Genomic DNA, 14268 nt, shown 5'->3' on the forward strand with positions numbered 1-14268 from the left:
GGACCCCCGGACGGTGGTGGAAGGTGACACGTTGTCCCCGACGTCCTCCTTCCCGAGACTATACGAACCAGGCAGGGGTTTCGCATGGACGACCACGTGAGGCCCAGCCGGGTGGTGATCCTCGGTGGGGGCTTCGCCGGGCTGTTCGCCGCGCGGGCGCTGCGTAACACACCGGTCGCGGTGACCGTCGTCGACCGCTGCGCCCACCACCTCTTCCAGCCCCTGCTCTACCAGTGCGCGACCGGGATCCTCTCCGAAGGCCAGATCGCCCGGCCGCTGCGCACCGTGCTGCGCCGCCACAAGAACGTGCAGTGCCTGCTCGCCGAGGTCACCGACGTCGACGTCGAAGGGCGGGTGGTGCACGCCGAACGACCGGACGGCGGTACGTCCGAGCTGCCCTACGATCACCTGGTGGTAGCCGCCGGGGTACGGCAGTCCTACTTCGGACACGACGAGTTCGCCCGGTACGCGCCCGGTATGAAGACCCTCGACGACGCTCTGGACATCCGGCGCAGGCTCTACCGGGCGTTCGAGGCGGCGGACGCGGCCACCGACCCCGACGAGCGTCGGCGTCTGCTCACCTTCGCCCTCGTCGGGGCGGGGCCGACCGGAGTGGAACTGGCCGGGCAGATCCGTGAGATCGCCACCCGCACGATCGAGCGGGAGTTCGCCCTGATCGACACGGACCAGGCCCGGGTGCTGCTCTTCGAGGGCGGGGAGTCGGTACTCGCCGCCTTCGGCCCGAAGCTGTCCCGGCGCGCCGCGCGCACCCTGGAACGGATCGGGGTGGAGGTGCATCTGGGAACGCTCGTCGAACACGTCGACGAGCATGGCCTGTCGGTGCGCGACAAGGACGGCGGCCCAAGGCGCTTCGACGCGGGCACGGTGCTGTGGACCGCCGGCGTCCAGGCGCCGCCACTGGCGACGCGGCTGGCGAAGGCAACCGGCGCCGCGCAGGACAGGGCGGGGCGGATCATCGTCGAACCCGACCTCACCATCGCCGGCCACCCGGAGATCCGGGTGGCCGGGGACATGATGAGCCTCGGCGGGCTGCCGGGCCTGGCGGAGGTCGCGATGCAGTCCGGTATCTATGCGGCCCTGCGGATCCGGCACGAGGTGGAGGGCCGGACCAGGCCTCCGCGTCCCTTCCGGTACCGGGACCTGGGCAGTGCCGCGTACATCTCCCGCGGTCGGGCGGTCGTCCGGCGGGGGCCGCTCCATATGTCCGGTCCGGCCGCTTGGCTCGTGTGGCTGTTCATCCACATCGCCTTCCTCAACGGGTTCCGCAACCGGCTCGGGGCCGTCCTCAGCTGGTTGGTCGTCTTCGCCTCGGGGGCCCGCCGGGAGCGTGCCTTCACCTCACGCCGTGCGGGGCCGGCATGAGCGTCCTGTCTCAGCTGGCGGCCGAGTCGGCGACCGGCGGCCCGGCGCAACTCCTGCCCGCCCGCATGCTGATGGGGTTCTCCCTGGGCACGCACATCATCCTGGTCCCCCTCGGTGTGGCGTTCCCCTTCCTCACTTTGCTGATGCACTTTCGGGGTCTGCGCAGCGGCGACGCCGTGGCCCTGCAACTGGCACGCCGCTGGTCCGCGGTGATGGCCGTGCAGTTCGCGGTGGGGGTGGTGACCGGCACCGTGCTCTCCATGGAGTTCGGCCTGCTGTGGCCGGGCATGATGGGACGCTGGGGAAGCGTCTTCGGCATCGGGTTCGGTGTGGAGGCCTGGGCCTTCTTCCTCGAAGCGATCCTGATCTCCGTATACCTGTACGGCTGGCGCAGGCTCAAGCCGTGGACGCACTTCTGGCTCGGAGCGCCGCTTCCGGCTATCGCCCTGGTGGGGGCGTTCGGCATCCTCGCGGCCAACTCCTGGATGAACACCCCGAGGGGCTTCGCCTCCGGTGCCGCGGGACGCCCCGTCAACGTCGATCCGCGGGCCGCCATGTTCACCCCCATGTTCGGTCCGCAGTACTGGCACTTTGTGGTCGCGATGTTCATGACGGCCGGTTTCGTGGTGGCCGGTGTCTACGCGACGGGCTGGCTGCGCGGTCGCCGGGACCGGTATCACAGGCTCGGATTCTGCGTACCGTTCGCTGTCGCCGCCGCCTCCACCCCCGTGCAGCTGGTGCTCGGCGATTTCATCGCCCGCTCGCTGTTCCGCCGGCAGCCGGTCAAGTTCGCCGCGATGGAACTGGTCTGGAACACCGACACGCACGTGCCCGAGTATGTTTTCGGGCGCCTGCACCCGGACGGAAGCGTGTCGGGCGGAGTCAAGATCCCCTCCTTCGACTCGGTCCTCGCCGGATTCAGGCCCGGCACCCGGGTGACGGGACTCACCTCCGTCCCGGTCGGCGACCGCCCGACACCGGGTCAGGCCACGATCGTCCACTGGTCGTTCGACATCATGGTGGTGATCGGAAGTCTGCTGATGCTGCTCGCGCTGTGGTACGCGTGGTCGTGGTGGCGGCGGCACGACCTGCCCCGGTCGCGCTGGTTCTTCCGCGCCGCCGCGTTGTCCGGAGTCGCGTCGGTCGTCGCGGTGGAGGCCGGCTGGATCACCACGGAGGTGGGGCGGCAGCCCTGGATCGTCTACCAGACCATGCGGGTCTCGGAGGCGGTGACCACCTCCTCGGCGGGCGCCGTATGGGCGATGCTCGGTACCGTGGTCGCGGTCTACCTGTGCGTCTTCGCGGCGATGGTGACCGTGTTGCTGCGTATGCGCCTCCGGTGGCGGCTGGCGGACGAGCAGCCGGGTCCGCTGCCGACGGACGACGCCCCGGAGCGGATGACGCCCTATGGCCCACCGCCCGCGCCGTCAGCCAGGCCACCGGCCGGGGCGTCGGCGGCGCCCCGCGCGAGTCACGAGAGTGACGACCCCCCATGATGGAGACGCTCGTTGCCTGGGTGCTGCTGCTCGCGCTCGCGGCGTACGCCTGCGGTGGGGGCACCGACTACGGCGCCGGGTTCTGGGACCTCGTCGCCGGGGGCGCGGAGCGGGGGCGGCGGCCGAGGGCACTGATCGACGACGCCATGGCTCCGGTCTGGGAGGTCAACAACGTCTGGCTCATCTTCGTCCTGGTCGTCATGTGGACCGGCTTTCCGACGGTCTTCCAGGCGGTGTTCGCCACGCTGTGGCTGCCACTGGCGCTGGCCGCCGTCGGCCTGGTGCTCCGCGGCGCCGGATTCGCCCTGCGCAAGCCGACCCGCCGTCTGTCAGGACGGCGGATCTACGGCGCGGCCTTCGCCGTCGCCTCCCTGCTCACCCCGTACTTCCTCGGCACGGCGGTCGGCGGCGTGGTTTCCGGCCGGGTGACGGCCGGCGCGAGGCACGCGTCGACCGAGGCATGGACCAACCCGACCTCGGTCATGACCGGGCTGCTGGCCGTCGCCGCGAGCGCCTACCTGGGGGCGGTGTTCCTCACCGGAGACGCGTACCGCCTCGGCGTCCACGACCTCGTCGGCTACTTCCGGCTGCGCGCCTTCTGCGGCCTCGCCGCGCTCGCCGTCCTGGCCCTCGTCGGCCTGTTCGTCACCCGGGACGACGCGCGTTACGTACATGACGGACTCACCGGCGGAGCCGGGCTTGTGCTCGTGGTCCTCTCGGCCCTCGGCGGACTGGCCACCGCCTGGCTGCTCATCCGGGGAAGCACCCTGTGGTCCCGGGGCACCGCAGTCGCCTCCGTCGTGCTGGTGGTCGTCGCCTGGGGAGTCGCGCAGCGCCCCTATGCGCTGCCCACCTCGCTGACCGTGGCTCAGGCCGCGGGGGCACCGGAAACCCTCACCTGGCTGGTGATCGTCAGCGTGGTCGCGCTGATCCTGGTCGGCCCGGCGGTCGTCCTGCTCTACCGGCTCGATGCTCGGGGGGAGCTCGAGTCGTCGGCCGAGGAGGACCCCCGGGGCACGAAGACCGTCCGGTAGTGGAGAGGACCGGCCGGGCTCTCCGGGACATGGGAGCACCGCGTGGGGCGACAGCGCGGGACGAGGCGGAGGTGCCCGTTCGCTGTCCAAAGCTGCTGGGGCCGGGGGAGCCGGCGACCACGGCGGTGGCGACGCGGCCGGTGGTGGCCGGCCAGGCGCCGACGTTGAGGTGGTGCGTCTCGTAGTCGATGCGTGCGGACAGCACGGCCCCGGCGCCGGCCGGGAGCACGGTCCGACTCACTCCCACCTGAATTGCATGGGCGGGCGCCTGCGAGCGCCGCCTGCGCGGCCACCGCCCGCCTGGTCAGCGCGCTGGCCAGGATCGTGCGTAACTTGCGTTTCCGCCTGAGCGAGAGCGGCAATGGCGGGGCGGGCCGATGGACCATGGGCGCTCCGGCAGAAGCGATGACAGGTCGGGCGTCATGGTGCACTCCGCCGCGGTCCGCCCCGCACCCCGGGACCCCATCGAGGCCGGCCGTGCCCCACACCGGATGCCATGCCGATCCCCTCCAAGCGCATCAAGGACGACGTCGACGGCACAGCCGACCACCACGCAGCCCAGCAGCGACGCCGGCCCGCTCTCGCCCAGACGAGTCATTCCGATGTGATCAGTGGTCGTAGGCGATCAGAGATCGCATGACCGGCTGTCCGGTCCTGTGGTCGTGCCAGATCGCCGCGACCAGCGCGAGGACGCGCTGGGCGACGCGGGCCGCGAATCCTCGAAGGTCCGGCCGCGGCGCCGTTCCAGGTCGAGCCGGCCCTTGAGGGTGTCGTTCACCGACTCGATCAACTGCCGCACCGACTTCAGCAGCGGCTCGCCCCGCGGCGCTTCTCCCGTTTGAACGACGGCCGCAGCAACGCCGCTCCGCGCAAGGCCAGATCGGCCTCGAACTCCTTGGAGACGAAGCCCTTGTCCGCGACGAACGGCAGGCCGGGTCGGCCGGTGACCGCGTCCGGCTCGCGATCCGGCATCGCCGTCAGCACTTCGCGCTCGCCCGGCTTGGGGCTGGCCAGGGCCCACAGGATCGGCATGCCGGTCGGGGCGCACACCAGGTACAGTCGCAGGCCCCGGAAGAACCGCGAATGGCCGGCGTAGTACCCGTATCCGGCCCAGCGGCCATGTCCGACCGCTTCACCGTGGGCCGCGAGCGGCCGCACTCCACCGGGGTCGAGTCGATGATCCAGCGGTTGTCGAACCAGAAGCCGGTGTCCGCCGCAAGGAGCCGTATCGCCCGCTTGACCAGCGGCAACGCAGCCCGCAGTCGCTTGTTCCAGCCCGGCTGCTTCGGCACGCACGGGAACATCGTGCCCAGCCGGGAGCGGACGAACCGCAGCCGTCCGGACTCCGAGGCGAAGCCCGGCATGGCCTGGGCGACGGCGAGGCAACGAAATCCGGCCCGGCTTGCCGGGGTCTCACCGCGGTGGCCGTCGGTGCAACTCGGGCTGGTGCTTCGCCGCGGTCATGCCGACGTGCGGTCCGTGAGGATCTTCTGCAGTTCCGCCAGTGACGTGCGGAAAAGCCGGGGCAGATCCTGCTCGTCCGTCCTGCCCGCCTTGCCGGGCTCGGCGGCGACCCAGCGGGCGTAGGCGACCTTGAAGGCGGCGAGGCCGGCCTCGACGGCCAGGCCGGCGGCCGGCTCCGGCGTGCCGCGTTCGCGCAGCGCGCCGGCCATCGCCGAGGCGAAGGCGTCCAGCTTGACCAGTTCACGTTCACGCAGCTCGGTGCTGGCGGAGACGACCGCGTCCCGCCGCCGGACGCGCTCCGGGTCCTCCTGGAAGAAGGTGCCGAAGGACTCCAGCGCTGCGCCCACCGCGTCCATCGGGGACGCCGAGGCCGGGGCCTCCGCGATGGTGCGGGTGAGCAAGTCCAGCGCCATCTCGGTCCCGTAGAAGAGGACTTCGCGCTTGTCGGCGAAGTGCCGGAAGAAGGTCCGCTCGGTCAGCCCTGCCGCCTCGGCGATCTCGGCGACCGTGGTCCGCTCGAAACCCTGCTCCGCGTAGAGCCTCAGCGCCGCCTCCGCCAGTCGCCCTCGCGCATTCGGCTCCCATCTACCCATGGGGTGATCCTACGCGATGACAGGCCCTGACATTACTGCGCTATGCTGATGACAGTTCCTGACATCACGGAGGTTCTTCATGCGTGTATTCGTCACGGGCGCGTCCGGCTGGGTCGGCTCGGCCGTCGTACCTGAACTCATCGGCGCGGGACACCAGGTCCTCGGGCTCGCCAGGTCGGACTCCTCGGCCGAGGTTGTCGCCGCCAGAGGGGCGGAGGTGCTCCACGGCGGCCTCGAGGACCTGGACACCCTGCGCGCCGGCGCAGCCGGGTGCGACGGCGTCGTCCACCTCGCGTTCGGCCATGACTTCTCCCGGTTCGACGAATCCGTGCGGACCGATGCGCGCGCCGTCGAGGTTTTCGGCGCGGCACTGCGGGACTCCGGCAAGCCCCTGGTCATCGCCTCCGGTACGCCCGCGATACCGGGCACGATGGCGACCGAGCGCGACCGTCCCGAGTTTCCGCCCGGCTCGCTCATGGCGGGCCGCGCCGCGAACGCCCGGGCGACTCTCGACTTGGCGTCACGCGGTGTCCGCTCGTGCGTCGTGGGGCTTCCCCGGACCGTGCACGGAGAAGGAGACCCGGGCTTCGTCTCCTGGCTGATCGCCGACGCCCGGGAAAAGGGGGTGGCGGGCTATAGCGGCGACGGCTCCAACCGTTGGCCCGCAGTGCACGTGGCGGACGCCGGCCGACTGTTCCGGTTGGCCCTGGAGCAGGCCCCGGCGGGATCGATGCTGCACGCTGTCGGGGACGAAGGGGTGCCGATCCGTGACATCGCTGAGGTGATCGGCCGCCACCTCGACCTGCCGACGGCCTCCCGCCCGGCCGAGGACTTCGGCTTCCTGGGTGCCGTCCTCTCCATCGACCAGCCGGCCTCCAGCGCGCTGACCCGCGGACTGCTGGGATGGCACCCGGTCGGCCCCGGCCTCCTGGAGGACCTGGACAAGGGCCACTACTTCACCGTCGATCCCACCGCCGACTGACCGCGGCGGGAACCGGCGCCTGATGATCCTCGGCCGGCCCAGATCGACCACGAGGGCGAACTCCCCGCAGATAAAAGCGCGTTGGTCATGTGGGGGCGATGGTCTCTCCTGTGATCACCGGCACCGGCACCGGCACCGGCACCGGCACCGGCACCGGCACCGGCACCGGCACCGGCACCGGCACCGGCTGCGGCATTGGCATTCGGGGCGGGACCTGCAGGGGAACGGTCGAGCACGTCGAGGGCCTCCAGGCGCTGGTCGCGGCCCCGGAAGGACGGAGGGTCACTCGCTGCCGGAAGCGGGCTGATGTTCCAAACGGGACAGCCAGGTTGTGAGCAGCGCCTGGAGCGACTCGGCCTCGGCGGCGGTCAGGAGATCCAGCAGGTGGCGTTCGTTTCGCATGTGATCGGTGAACGCCCGGTCGATCAGCTCGCGTCCGGGTCCGGTGAGGGCGACGATCCGGCCACGCTGGTCGTCGTCGGAACGGCGGCGGGTGACGAGCCCGGCTCGCTCCAGGCGGTCGATTCTCTTCGTCATCGCGCCGGTGGTGACCATGGTGTGCGCCGCGAGCTCGCCGGGTGCCCTTTCGTACGGGGCTCCGGCGCGGCGCAGCGCGCACAGCGCGTCGAACTCTCCCTCGCTCAGACCGTAGCGGCCGTAGACGAGGCGGAGCTCCTCGGTGAGCCGGCCGGCCAGGCGGTGCAGTCGGCCGATCACTCCCTGTGGGGTGACATCGACATCGGGCCGTTCGCGGTGCCAGTCGGCCTGAATGCGGGCTACGCGGTCCAGCGGCTGAGAGCTTTCCATGGACACACAATATAGCTTCCCGGGAAGCTATATTGTCTTCCATGGAAGCCAACATACGATGGGTGGTACTGACCGCGGTCGCGCCGGTGGCCTGGGGGACCAACTACTTCGTCACCCACGAGTTTCTCCCGGCGGACAACCCGCTGTACGGGGCGGCCCTGCGTGCGCTGCCCGCCGGTCTCGTCCTGCTGGCCCTGTGCAGGCAGGGGCCGCGCGGCGCGTGGTGGGGGCGGTCCGCGGTGCTCGGGCTGCTCAATGTGAGCGTGTTCTTCGTCCTCGTCTATGCCGCCTCCCAGTCGCTTCCGACCAGCGTCGCCTCGACCGTCATGGCCGTGTCTCCGATGGCGATGATGCTCATCGCCTGGGTGCTGGTCTCCGAACGGCCCGGCGTCGCACACCTGGCCGGCGCCGCGATCGGGCTCGGCGGGGTCTGCGTCATGCTTCTCACGGGGGCGGAGGGGGTGAGCGTGCCGGGAGTCCTCGCCTCGGCCTCGGCCATGCTGGTGTCGTCCTTCGGCCATATCCTGGCCAAGCGTTGGGGCGCCGGTGCCGATGTCCTGGCCTCGACCGCCTGGCAGCTCACCGCCGGAGGCTTGTTCCTGCTGCCCGTCGCCGCGGCAGCGGAGGGCCCTCCGCCGGCGCTTTCCGCACGAGTGCTCCTTGCGTTCGGCTACGCCGCGCTGATCGCCACCGCGCTGGCCTTCGCCGCCTGGTTCACCGGGCTCCGGCACCTGCCGGCGGGGACAGTGGGCCTCATCGGGTTGCTCAACCCCGTTACGGGTGTGCTGCTCGGCACCGTGGTCGCCGGAGAGGTGCTGACGGTCCGGCAACTGGGCGGACTGGTACTCGTCCTGGTCGGAGTCGTCCTTGGCCGGCCCACGCGCGCGGGCCGACGCCGTGATGGTCAGGCGCCTCGCCTCCCTGTGCCCGGCAGGTGCCCCGCGCCGGCGCCGTCCATGTGCAGTTCACCGGTGAGGAGCACTGGTGCCGGGCAGTGCTCCGGCACGGGTTCGTACGAGAGGAGTGAAGGGCGAGCGCCGTGACAGCGCGCCTTGCGACAGCGGCGGGACCGTACGTCTTCACCTCCGGCAGGCGACCCCTTCGGCCGGTCGCAGGGCAGGGATCACGACCGTTGCGTTGGCGGCGAACGTATCGACGGTGCGGGGTCGGGCGCGCCGCAAGGCGGATGAGCTTCCCCGCTCTGTACGCAATCCCGGCGGGCAGTCCTGAGCACCTGCTCGACGGCCGCCTGAAGACCGGCTCCGGCCGGCGCTCCCCGGAGCAGCCGACCGGGCGGGCGGCCTGCGGCACACCGCAGGCCGGACCTGCGTGCCGTGCCGGGGCCTCCTCGCCGCCGGAGGGCCGGGTGATGCATCACTCACGGATCCCCGGCGCGAGGGAGTGGACCCGCCACCGCACCAGGGGCGATCGTGGGCGATATGAACGATCACCGCATGGCATCTGCGGAGCCTGCCGGTTCTGCCGGACCCACCCCGCCCACGGCCCCTCGCACCATGCACGGGTCGCCGCGCGCCGGCGCAGCCACGGGTTCGCGAGGGACCATGAGCGACATAGCTGCGGGTGAGGAGGCCGGTGAGGTCCGCCGCTTCTGGGGGCGGCTCGGTCTTCCCGGGCTGGTCGACGTCCACACGCACTTCATGCCCGAGCGCGTCCTGCGCAAGGTCTGGGGCTACTTCGACGCGCTCGGGCCGCTGACCGGGGGGCTGGAATGGCCGATCACCTACCGGCGGGAGGAGGCGGAACGGGCGGCTCTGCTGCGGGAGTTCGGTGTACGCGCCTTCACCGCGATGCTGTACCCGCACAAGGCGGGCATGGCCCGGTGGCTGAACGACTGGGCGGCCGACTTCGCCCGCCGCACCCCCGACTGCCTTCACACCGCCACCCTGTATCCCGAGCCGGGCGTCGAGACCTACGTCAGGGAGGCCGTCGAGGCGGGCGCGCGCGTCTTCAAGGCACATGTGCAGGTGGGGGCGTACGACCCGGCCGACGAACTCCTCGATCCCGCATGGGGGCTGCTGGCCGAGGCCCGGATACCCGTGGTGATCCACTGTGGCTCCGGGCCCGCGCCCGGCAAGCACACCGGCCCCGAGCCGATCGCGCGGGTGCTGGCGCGGCATCCCCGGCTGCGGCTGGTGGTCGCGCATCTGGGGATGCCCGAGTACGAGGAGTTCCTCGGCCTGGCCGACCGGTACGGGGAGGTGCGGCTGGACACGACGATGGCGTTCACCGACTTCACCGAGGGGCTCATGCCGTTCCCCCGACGGGTCCTGCCCCGGCTGGCCGGGCTCGGTGACCGTGTCCTGCTCGGCTCCGACTTCCCCAACATCCCCTATCCGTACGTGCATCAGCTCCACGCCCTGGAGCGGCTCGGTCTCGGGGAGGAGTGGCTGCGGGCGGTGTGCCACGACAACGCGGCGGGACTGTTCGGAGTGTGAAGAGGCAAGCTGCTGCCACCGACGGACCATGCGTCTGGACCCGGTTATGTGTCGAGCGCCGGCTCGGGCGGGTCTGCGCCCGGCTGTCCGGGGGCACTGCTGTGGGGCCCCGGGCCCCGGTACCGGGCCGGACAGCCGGTACGCATCGACGTCAGGAACCGGCAGTGGACACGTGGCGAGCCAACTCGACGGCCAGACGCCGCATGACCGTGCGGTTGGCGCGCCGCATCGTGGACCGCACGACGGGGGCCAGCAGCCGGTCCGCGAGAGGAGCGCGCGCCCAGGTGTACGTGAACGAGATGTGGCTCCCGCCGGTCCCCAGGGGCTCAATGGCGTAGGTGCCGTGGGCCAGGCGCCGGCCGGCCGCGCTGACGTTGCGTTCGACGATGCGCCGCGGTGCGTCGGCCTCGACGACCTCGATGGTGACGTCGGTCTTCGTTCCGCCCAGCGCGGCCGTGACCGTGGCGCACGATCCGGTGCCGCGGTCGGGGCCGCTGTAGCGCCAGTCGGTCAGGTAGTGGTCGGTGAATCGCTCGTGGTGAGCCATGACATCGAGGAAGTCATAGGCCTGCTCGGGCGTCTGCGGCACGTCGATCGACACGGTGACGGACTTCATGTACCACACGGTACATGAGCCGTGTACCAATTGGTACACTCGCGATGTGGTGAACATGGATGACTCGCACGCGGCCGGGGAGGCCGGGCGTGGCACGGGCGGGGACCGGCGCGCACAGCTGGTGGACGCGGCCGTCGACCACGTCGCGGCACACGGCATAGCGGACCTCAGTCTGCGTCGCCTGGGCGCCGCGATCGGCGTCAGCCATCGCATGCTGATCCACTACTTCGGCTCCAAGGAACAGTTGCTCGTCGAGATCGTCCGGACGTCGGAGCGGCGCCAGCGTGAGCTGCTGTCCCGGCTCCGCGCGGAGCCCGGTCTCTCGCCCGCGGATGTCGCGCGGCTTCTGTGGCGGCAGTTGACAGACCCTCGGCTGGCCGGTCAGGAGCGGCTCTTCTTCGAGATCTGCGGGCACGCACTGCGGGGGCGCCCCGAGGCTGTCCCGGTCCTCGAAGGGCTTGTGACGAACTGGCTGGAGCCGCTCGTGGCCGCCGAGGTCGCCGCGGGCATGGACCCTGCGGCGGCCCGGAACCGTGCCAGGCTGGGACTCGCCACCGTCCGCGGTCTGCTGCTCGACCTGCTCGCCAGCGGTGACCGCGCCGGCGTCGACGCGGCGATGGAGGAGTTCCTCCGGTTGTACTACGGCTCGGACTGAGCAAGCCGCCGACGTCCGGCTGCGGCAGCGCCGTTACTCGTCCAGCTGCCGGGCCAGCCGTATCAGGGCAGGCAGCGCGGCCTGGATCGCGGACCGGTCAGCTTCGTCCAGCGAGTCGAGCGCACTGTCCAGCCGTCGCTCTTGACCACGCGTCCAGGCCTCCAGCCGGATTCTGCCCGCTTCGGTGAGGGTGACGGCGGAGGCGCGGCGGTCGGCCGGATCGATGGCGCGGGCAACGAGATCGTTCTTGATCATCTGACCGATCAGTCCGCTGACCGTGCTGAACGCGAGGCGCTTGCGCGCGGCGATGTCGCCGATGCGGGCCGGGGAGTGCTCCGCAAGGTCCTGCAGCAGTTCGAGCTGGGCCATCGGAAGTATCTCCCAAGGGCGTTCGCCCCCCGTTGAGAAGCGGAGGGACCGACGCAGCCGGGTGACCGTGTCGGTGAGCAGCCGGGCACGTGATGTGCCACCGGCAGGGCGGGTGCCATCGACGGGCAAGGGCCTCATGCGGCTAGAGTATAATCAGTTATGCATATGTCTAACTGCTCATATCTGTATCGAGATTCGGTGCACCCGGTAGGCAGCGGTCGGCCCGCCCGGCTCCCCCGGTGACCCGGCAGGCCGGCGAACTTCGGCCAGGATGCAGCCTAGAAAAGGGACAAATTTACGAAATGTCCTTCACGGATAGAAATGGGACTACTGCCACTGTGAAGCCCGCCCGGCTGCTCAGCCGACTGCGCGACAGTCAACCTCCGCTGTACGAGTGCGGCAAAGACCCGGATTATCGGTTTTCCCTGGCGAATGAGCGGACCTTCCTGGCCTGGGTGCGCACCTCGCTGGCCCTGCTGGGTGCCGGTGTCGCAGTCATCCAGTTCGCACCGTATTTCGGCATCAAGGGCGGACGCGAACTGCTCGCGCTGATCCTCTCCGGCCTGAGTCTGATGATCTCCGTGACGGCGTACGGGAACTGGGCTGCCCATGAGCGGGCCATGCGGCTGGGTGACCCGCTGCCCGCCAAGTCGAAGATGCTGCGCAACGTCGCGGTCGGGCTGAGCATCGTCTCCGTCCTCGTCCTGGTCCTCATGGCCATCCTGATCTCGAAGAAGGGCGGATGAACGGCAACGTGAGCCGTCCCACCACCGCGGCCGTGGACCCCGGCCTGCAACCGGAACGCACCGACCATGCCTGGCGACGCACCGGCTTTTCGTTCCTCGCGGTCGGCGGCTTGCTGATGCACGCCAGGGACGGGGACAGCCATCTGCTCGGATTCGTCGTCGGGGTCCCAACGATCTTCTTTGCCATGTGGGTATACCGGACAGGCCATGCGCGCTACCGCCGAGCGGCAGGCGTGGTCCGCGCGCGCGGCATCAAGGGGCGCGTCGTCGCCCAGAACCAGATACGGATCACCGCGGTGGCGGTCGTCACACTGCAGGTGCTGGCCACTGTGGTCGAAGTCAACTCCCGCCTCCACCTGATATGAATGGGTGAGACGCTCCACAATTACATACCGCCTTGGGGTGCAGGTCCCGTCGGCGCCGGCAGACCCGCATCCGTACCCGGGCAGGTCGCCGAGCAACGCGCGTACACACCCAGCGGAAGGTCCGCTTCCGATGCCGGTTCGGCATCGGAAGCGGACCTTCCCGGCACCGCTCCCACCGTCTGGCACGCGCTCTTCCCAGGGTGCGACCGCAATGACCACAGTCCTTCTCTCGATGACGGAACGGCTCTGACCTCGCCATTTCGGTTGGGTCGGCCGCGCCGAACTGATCGCGATGGGCCCTGGCTGTCTGCTGCTCTCACCTGGTGGGCATGGTCGGGGCCCGACGCGCCGGTCGGGTGCCCCAGCACCTCATGCAGTGGGTGGTCGGGGACGAATCCGCTGGTCGAGTGGGTGGTCTTGGCGCGATCGCGAGGCAGGGGAAAGCCTTCGCCGGCCACTGCGACGCCATGATGTGAACGGGCAGGGAATGCTGCGGCGCAGCGTGCGGGTCGGCGGCCTGCTGATCGCAGGCGTTCCGGGCATCCCATGGGCCGCTTCGGCGGCGGGGGTGGCCGTGGCCGAATTTCTCAGGGGAGGGGACACCCGGGTTGCCGCTCGGGCCCTGCAGACCGGCGGGATGCCCATCGGGGGTGGCTTGCCGGCCGGTGCGCTGGTGGGCCTGATCCTCGGGGGAGGACTGGTCGGCGCCTCTCACCTCGTCACCGGCACATGGGGGCTTGCCCTTGTCGGGGCACTGCTCGGAGCGCTGGGCTTCGCTGCCGCGGTGGTGGTCGTCACGGTGGGCACCGATGGCGCTCACGCGGAGGTCGCGACGCGGGGGTCCGGCTGGCCTGCGCATCGCGTCCTGCTCGTGCCTGCCCGAAGCGGTCGCCGCATGACCAGCTCGGGCTTGACGAAAGACATAGAGGCACCCCCGCCGCCGGCCGGTCGGGCCGGAGACCGGACCGCTGCAGGCTGTGCTGAACCGAGCCGCAGCCGCCCGCGTCGAGGTCGGCCGCCGCTGTCCGCTACAGGTCTACGACGAGCTGACCGGCACTCGCCCCTTCACCTCCCCCGCCCCGACCGAGGAAGCCCGTCGAGCGAGCTGACCGGCACCCGCATCCGCGCCACCGCCGTCGGGCTCGGCCTGCCGCACCTGGCCGAGGTCCTGAACCCGGTACATATCCAGCGGGCCAACGAGGCCAAGATGGGCTATCTCGACCTGCTCGACCCGGTGCCGGCTGGTGACGGCGATTCTTGAAAACTGCCGGGGCCGTTCCTCGCCTCGCTCGGCCGGTCTTT

General features: G+C 70.7%; 14 protein-coding genes and 1 pseudogene. 10 read left to right on the plus strand and 5 right to left on the minus strand.

Annotated features, from left to right (window positions below; all coding sequences use genetic code 11):
- The first annotated feature begins 84 nt into the window (after window positions 1-84).
- Genes ACFSL4_RS13175 through ACFSL4_RS13185 form a run of 3 tightly spaced genes read left to right on the plus strand, consistent with a single transcriptional unit; the run spans window position 85 to window position 3913 of the window.
- Window positions 85-1383: an NAD(P)/FAD-dependent oxidoreductase gene (locus ACFSL4_RS13175; RefSeq protein WP_381081938.1), complete on the plus strand. Its 1299-nt coding sequence runs from the start codon at window positions 85-87 to the stop codon at window positions 1381-1383.
- Complete coding sequence (locus tag ACFSL4_RS13180; protein WP_381081941.1) at window positions 1380-2879, plus strand: cytochrome ubiquinol oxidase subunit I; 1500 nt, start codon at window positions 1380-1382, stop codon at window positions 2877-2879. The genes ACFSL4_RS13175 and ACFSL4_RS13180 overlap by 4 nt, the downstream gene beginning before the upstream one ends.
- Window positions 2876-3913 (plus strand): cytochrome d ubiquinol oxidase subunit II, encoded by a 1038-nt coding sequence (locus ACFSL4_RS13185; protein WP_381081943.1) that lies wholly within the window; start codon window positions 2876-2878, stop codon window positions 3911-3913. The genes ACFSL4_RS13180 and ACFSL4_RS13185 overlap by 4 nt, the downstream gene beginning before the upstream one ends.
- Window positions 3914-4521: 608 nt before the next feature.
- Here ACFSL4_RS13185 and ACFSL4_RS37690 read toward each other — a convergent pair.
- Both ACFSL4_RS37690 and ACFSL4_RS13195 read right to left on the minus strand, forming a co-directional pair.
- Window positions 4522-5298, minus strand: a pseudogene (locus ACFSL4_RS37690) (transposase); the annotation flags it as partial.
- A 75-nt stretch (window positions 5299-5373) separates the two neighbouring features.
- Complete coding sequence (locus tag ACFSL4_RS13195; RefSeq protein ID WP_381081948.1) at window positions 5374-5970, minus strand: TetR/AcrR family transcriptional regulator; 597 nt, start codon at window positions 5968-5970, stop codon at window positions 5374-5376.
- 79 nt (window positions 5971-6049) lie between these two features.
- Here ACFSL4_RS13195 and ACFSL4_RS13200 point away from each other — a divergent pair, with 79 nt between their 5' ends.
- Window positions 6050-6952 carry an SDR family oxidoreductase gene (locus ACFSL4_RS13200; protein WP_381081951.1) on the plus strand — a complete coding sequence of 301 codons (903 nt, stop codon included), beginning with the start codon at window positions 6050-6052 and terminating at the stop codon, window positions 6950-6952.
- Window positions 6953-7234: 282 nt separating this feature from the next.
- On the opposite strand, the gene ACFSL4_RS13205 is transcribed toward ACFSL4_RS13200, so the two are convergent.
- Window positions 7235-7759, minus strand: a complete 525-nt coding sequence (locus ACFSL4_RS13205) for a MarR family winged helix-turn-helix transcriptional regulator (protein WP_381081954.1) — start codon at window positions 7757-7759, stop codon at window positions 7235-7237.
- A 41-nt stretch (window positions 7760-7800) separates the two neighbouring features.
- Here ACFSL4_RS13205 and ACFSL4_RS13210 point away from each other — a divergent pair, with 41 nt between their 5' ends.
- Both ACFSL4_RS13210 and ACFSL4_RS13215 read left to right on the plus strand, forming a co-directional pair.
- Window positions 7801-8802, plus strand: coding sequence for an EamA family transporter (locus ACFSL4_RS13210; RefSeq protein ID WP_381081956.1), 1002 nt, complete (start codon window positions 7801-7803; stop codon window positions 8800-8802).
- A gap of 396 nt (window positions 8803-9198) precedes the next feature.
- Window positions 9199-10215, plus strand: coding sequence for an amidohydrolase family protein (locus ACFSL4_RS13215; protein WP_381081959.1), 1017 nt, complete (start codon window positions 9199-9201; stop codon window positions 10213-10215).
- Between the two features lie 151 nt (window positions 10216-10366).
- On the opposite strand, the gene ACFSL4_RS13220 is transcribed toward ACFSL4_RS13215, so the two are convergent.
- A complete protein-coding gene (locus tag ACFSL4_RS13220) occupies window positions 10367-10831 on the minus strand; it encodes an SRPBCC family protein (RefSeq protein WP_381081962.1) in 465 nt (154 codons plus the stop codon).
- A 55-nt stretch (window positions 10832-10886) separates the two neighbouring features.
- Here ACFSL4_RS13220 and ACFSL4_RS13225 point away from each other — a divergent pair, with 55 nt between their 5' ends.
- Complete coding sequence (locus ACFSL4_RS13225; protein WP_381082151.1) at window positions 10887-11486, plus strand: TetR/AcrR family transcriptional regulator; 600 nt, start codon at window positions 10887-10889, stop codon at window positions 11484-11486.
- A gap of 33 nt (window positions 11487-11519) precedes the next feature.
- On the opposite strand, the gene ACFSL4_RS13230 is transcribed toward ACFSL4_RS13225, so the two are convergent.
- The gene (locus ACFSL4_RS13230) at window positions 11520-11855 is read right to left on the minus strand and encodes a MarR family winged helix-turn-helix transcriptional regulator (RefSeq protein ID WP_381081964.1); all 336 of its coding nucleotides are present in this window, start codon (window positions 11853-11855) and stop codon (window positions 11520-11522) included.
- Between the two features lie 338 nt (window positions 11856-12193).
- Between ACFSL4_RS13230 and ACFSL4_RS13235 the strand changes: the two genes are divergently transcribed.
- From ACFSL4_RS13235 to ACFSL4_RS13245, 3 genes are all read left to right on the plus strand, one after another.
- Window positions 12194-12601, plus strand: a complete 408-nt coding sequence (locus ACFSL4_RS13235; protein WP_381081967.1) for a YidH family protein — start codon at window positions 12194-12196, stop codon at window positions 12599-12601.
- Window positions 12598-12966 (plus strand): DUF202 domain-containing protein, encoded by a 369-nt coding sequence (locus tag ACFSL4_RS13240; protein ID WP_381081970.1) that lies wholly within the window; start codon window positions 12598-12600, stop codon window positions 12964-12966. Before ACFSL4_RS13235 ends, ACFSL4_RS13240 begins: the two co-directional genes overlap by 4 nt.
- A gap of 487 nt (window positions 12967-13453) precedes the next feature.
- Complete coding sequence (locus ACFSL4_RS13245) at window positions 13454-14227, plus strand: hypothetical protein (RefSeq protein ID WP_381081972.1); 774 nt, start codon at window positions 13454-13456, stop codon at window positions 14225-14227.
- Window positions 14228-14268: the final 41 nt, after the last annotated feature.

The organism is Streptomyces caeni (assembly GCF_042678285.1).
In the GTDB taxonomy this organism is placed as follows: domain Bacteria; phylum Actinomycetota; class Actinomycetes; order Streptomycetales; family Streptomycetaceae; genus Streptomyces; species Streptomyces caeni.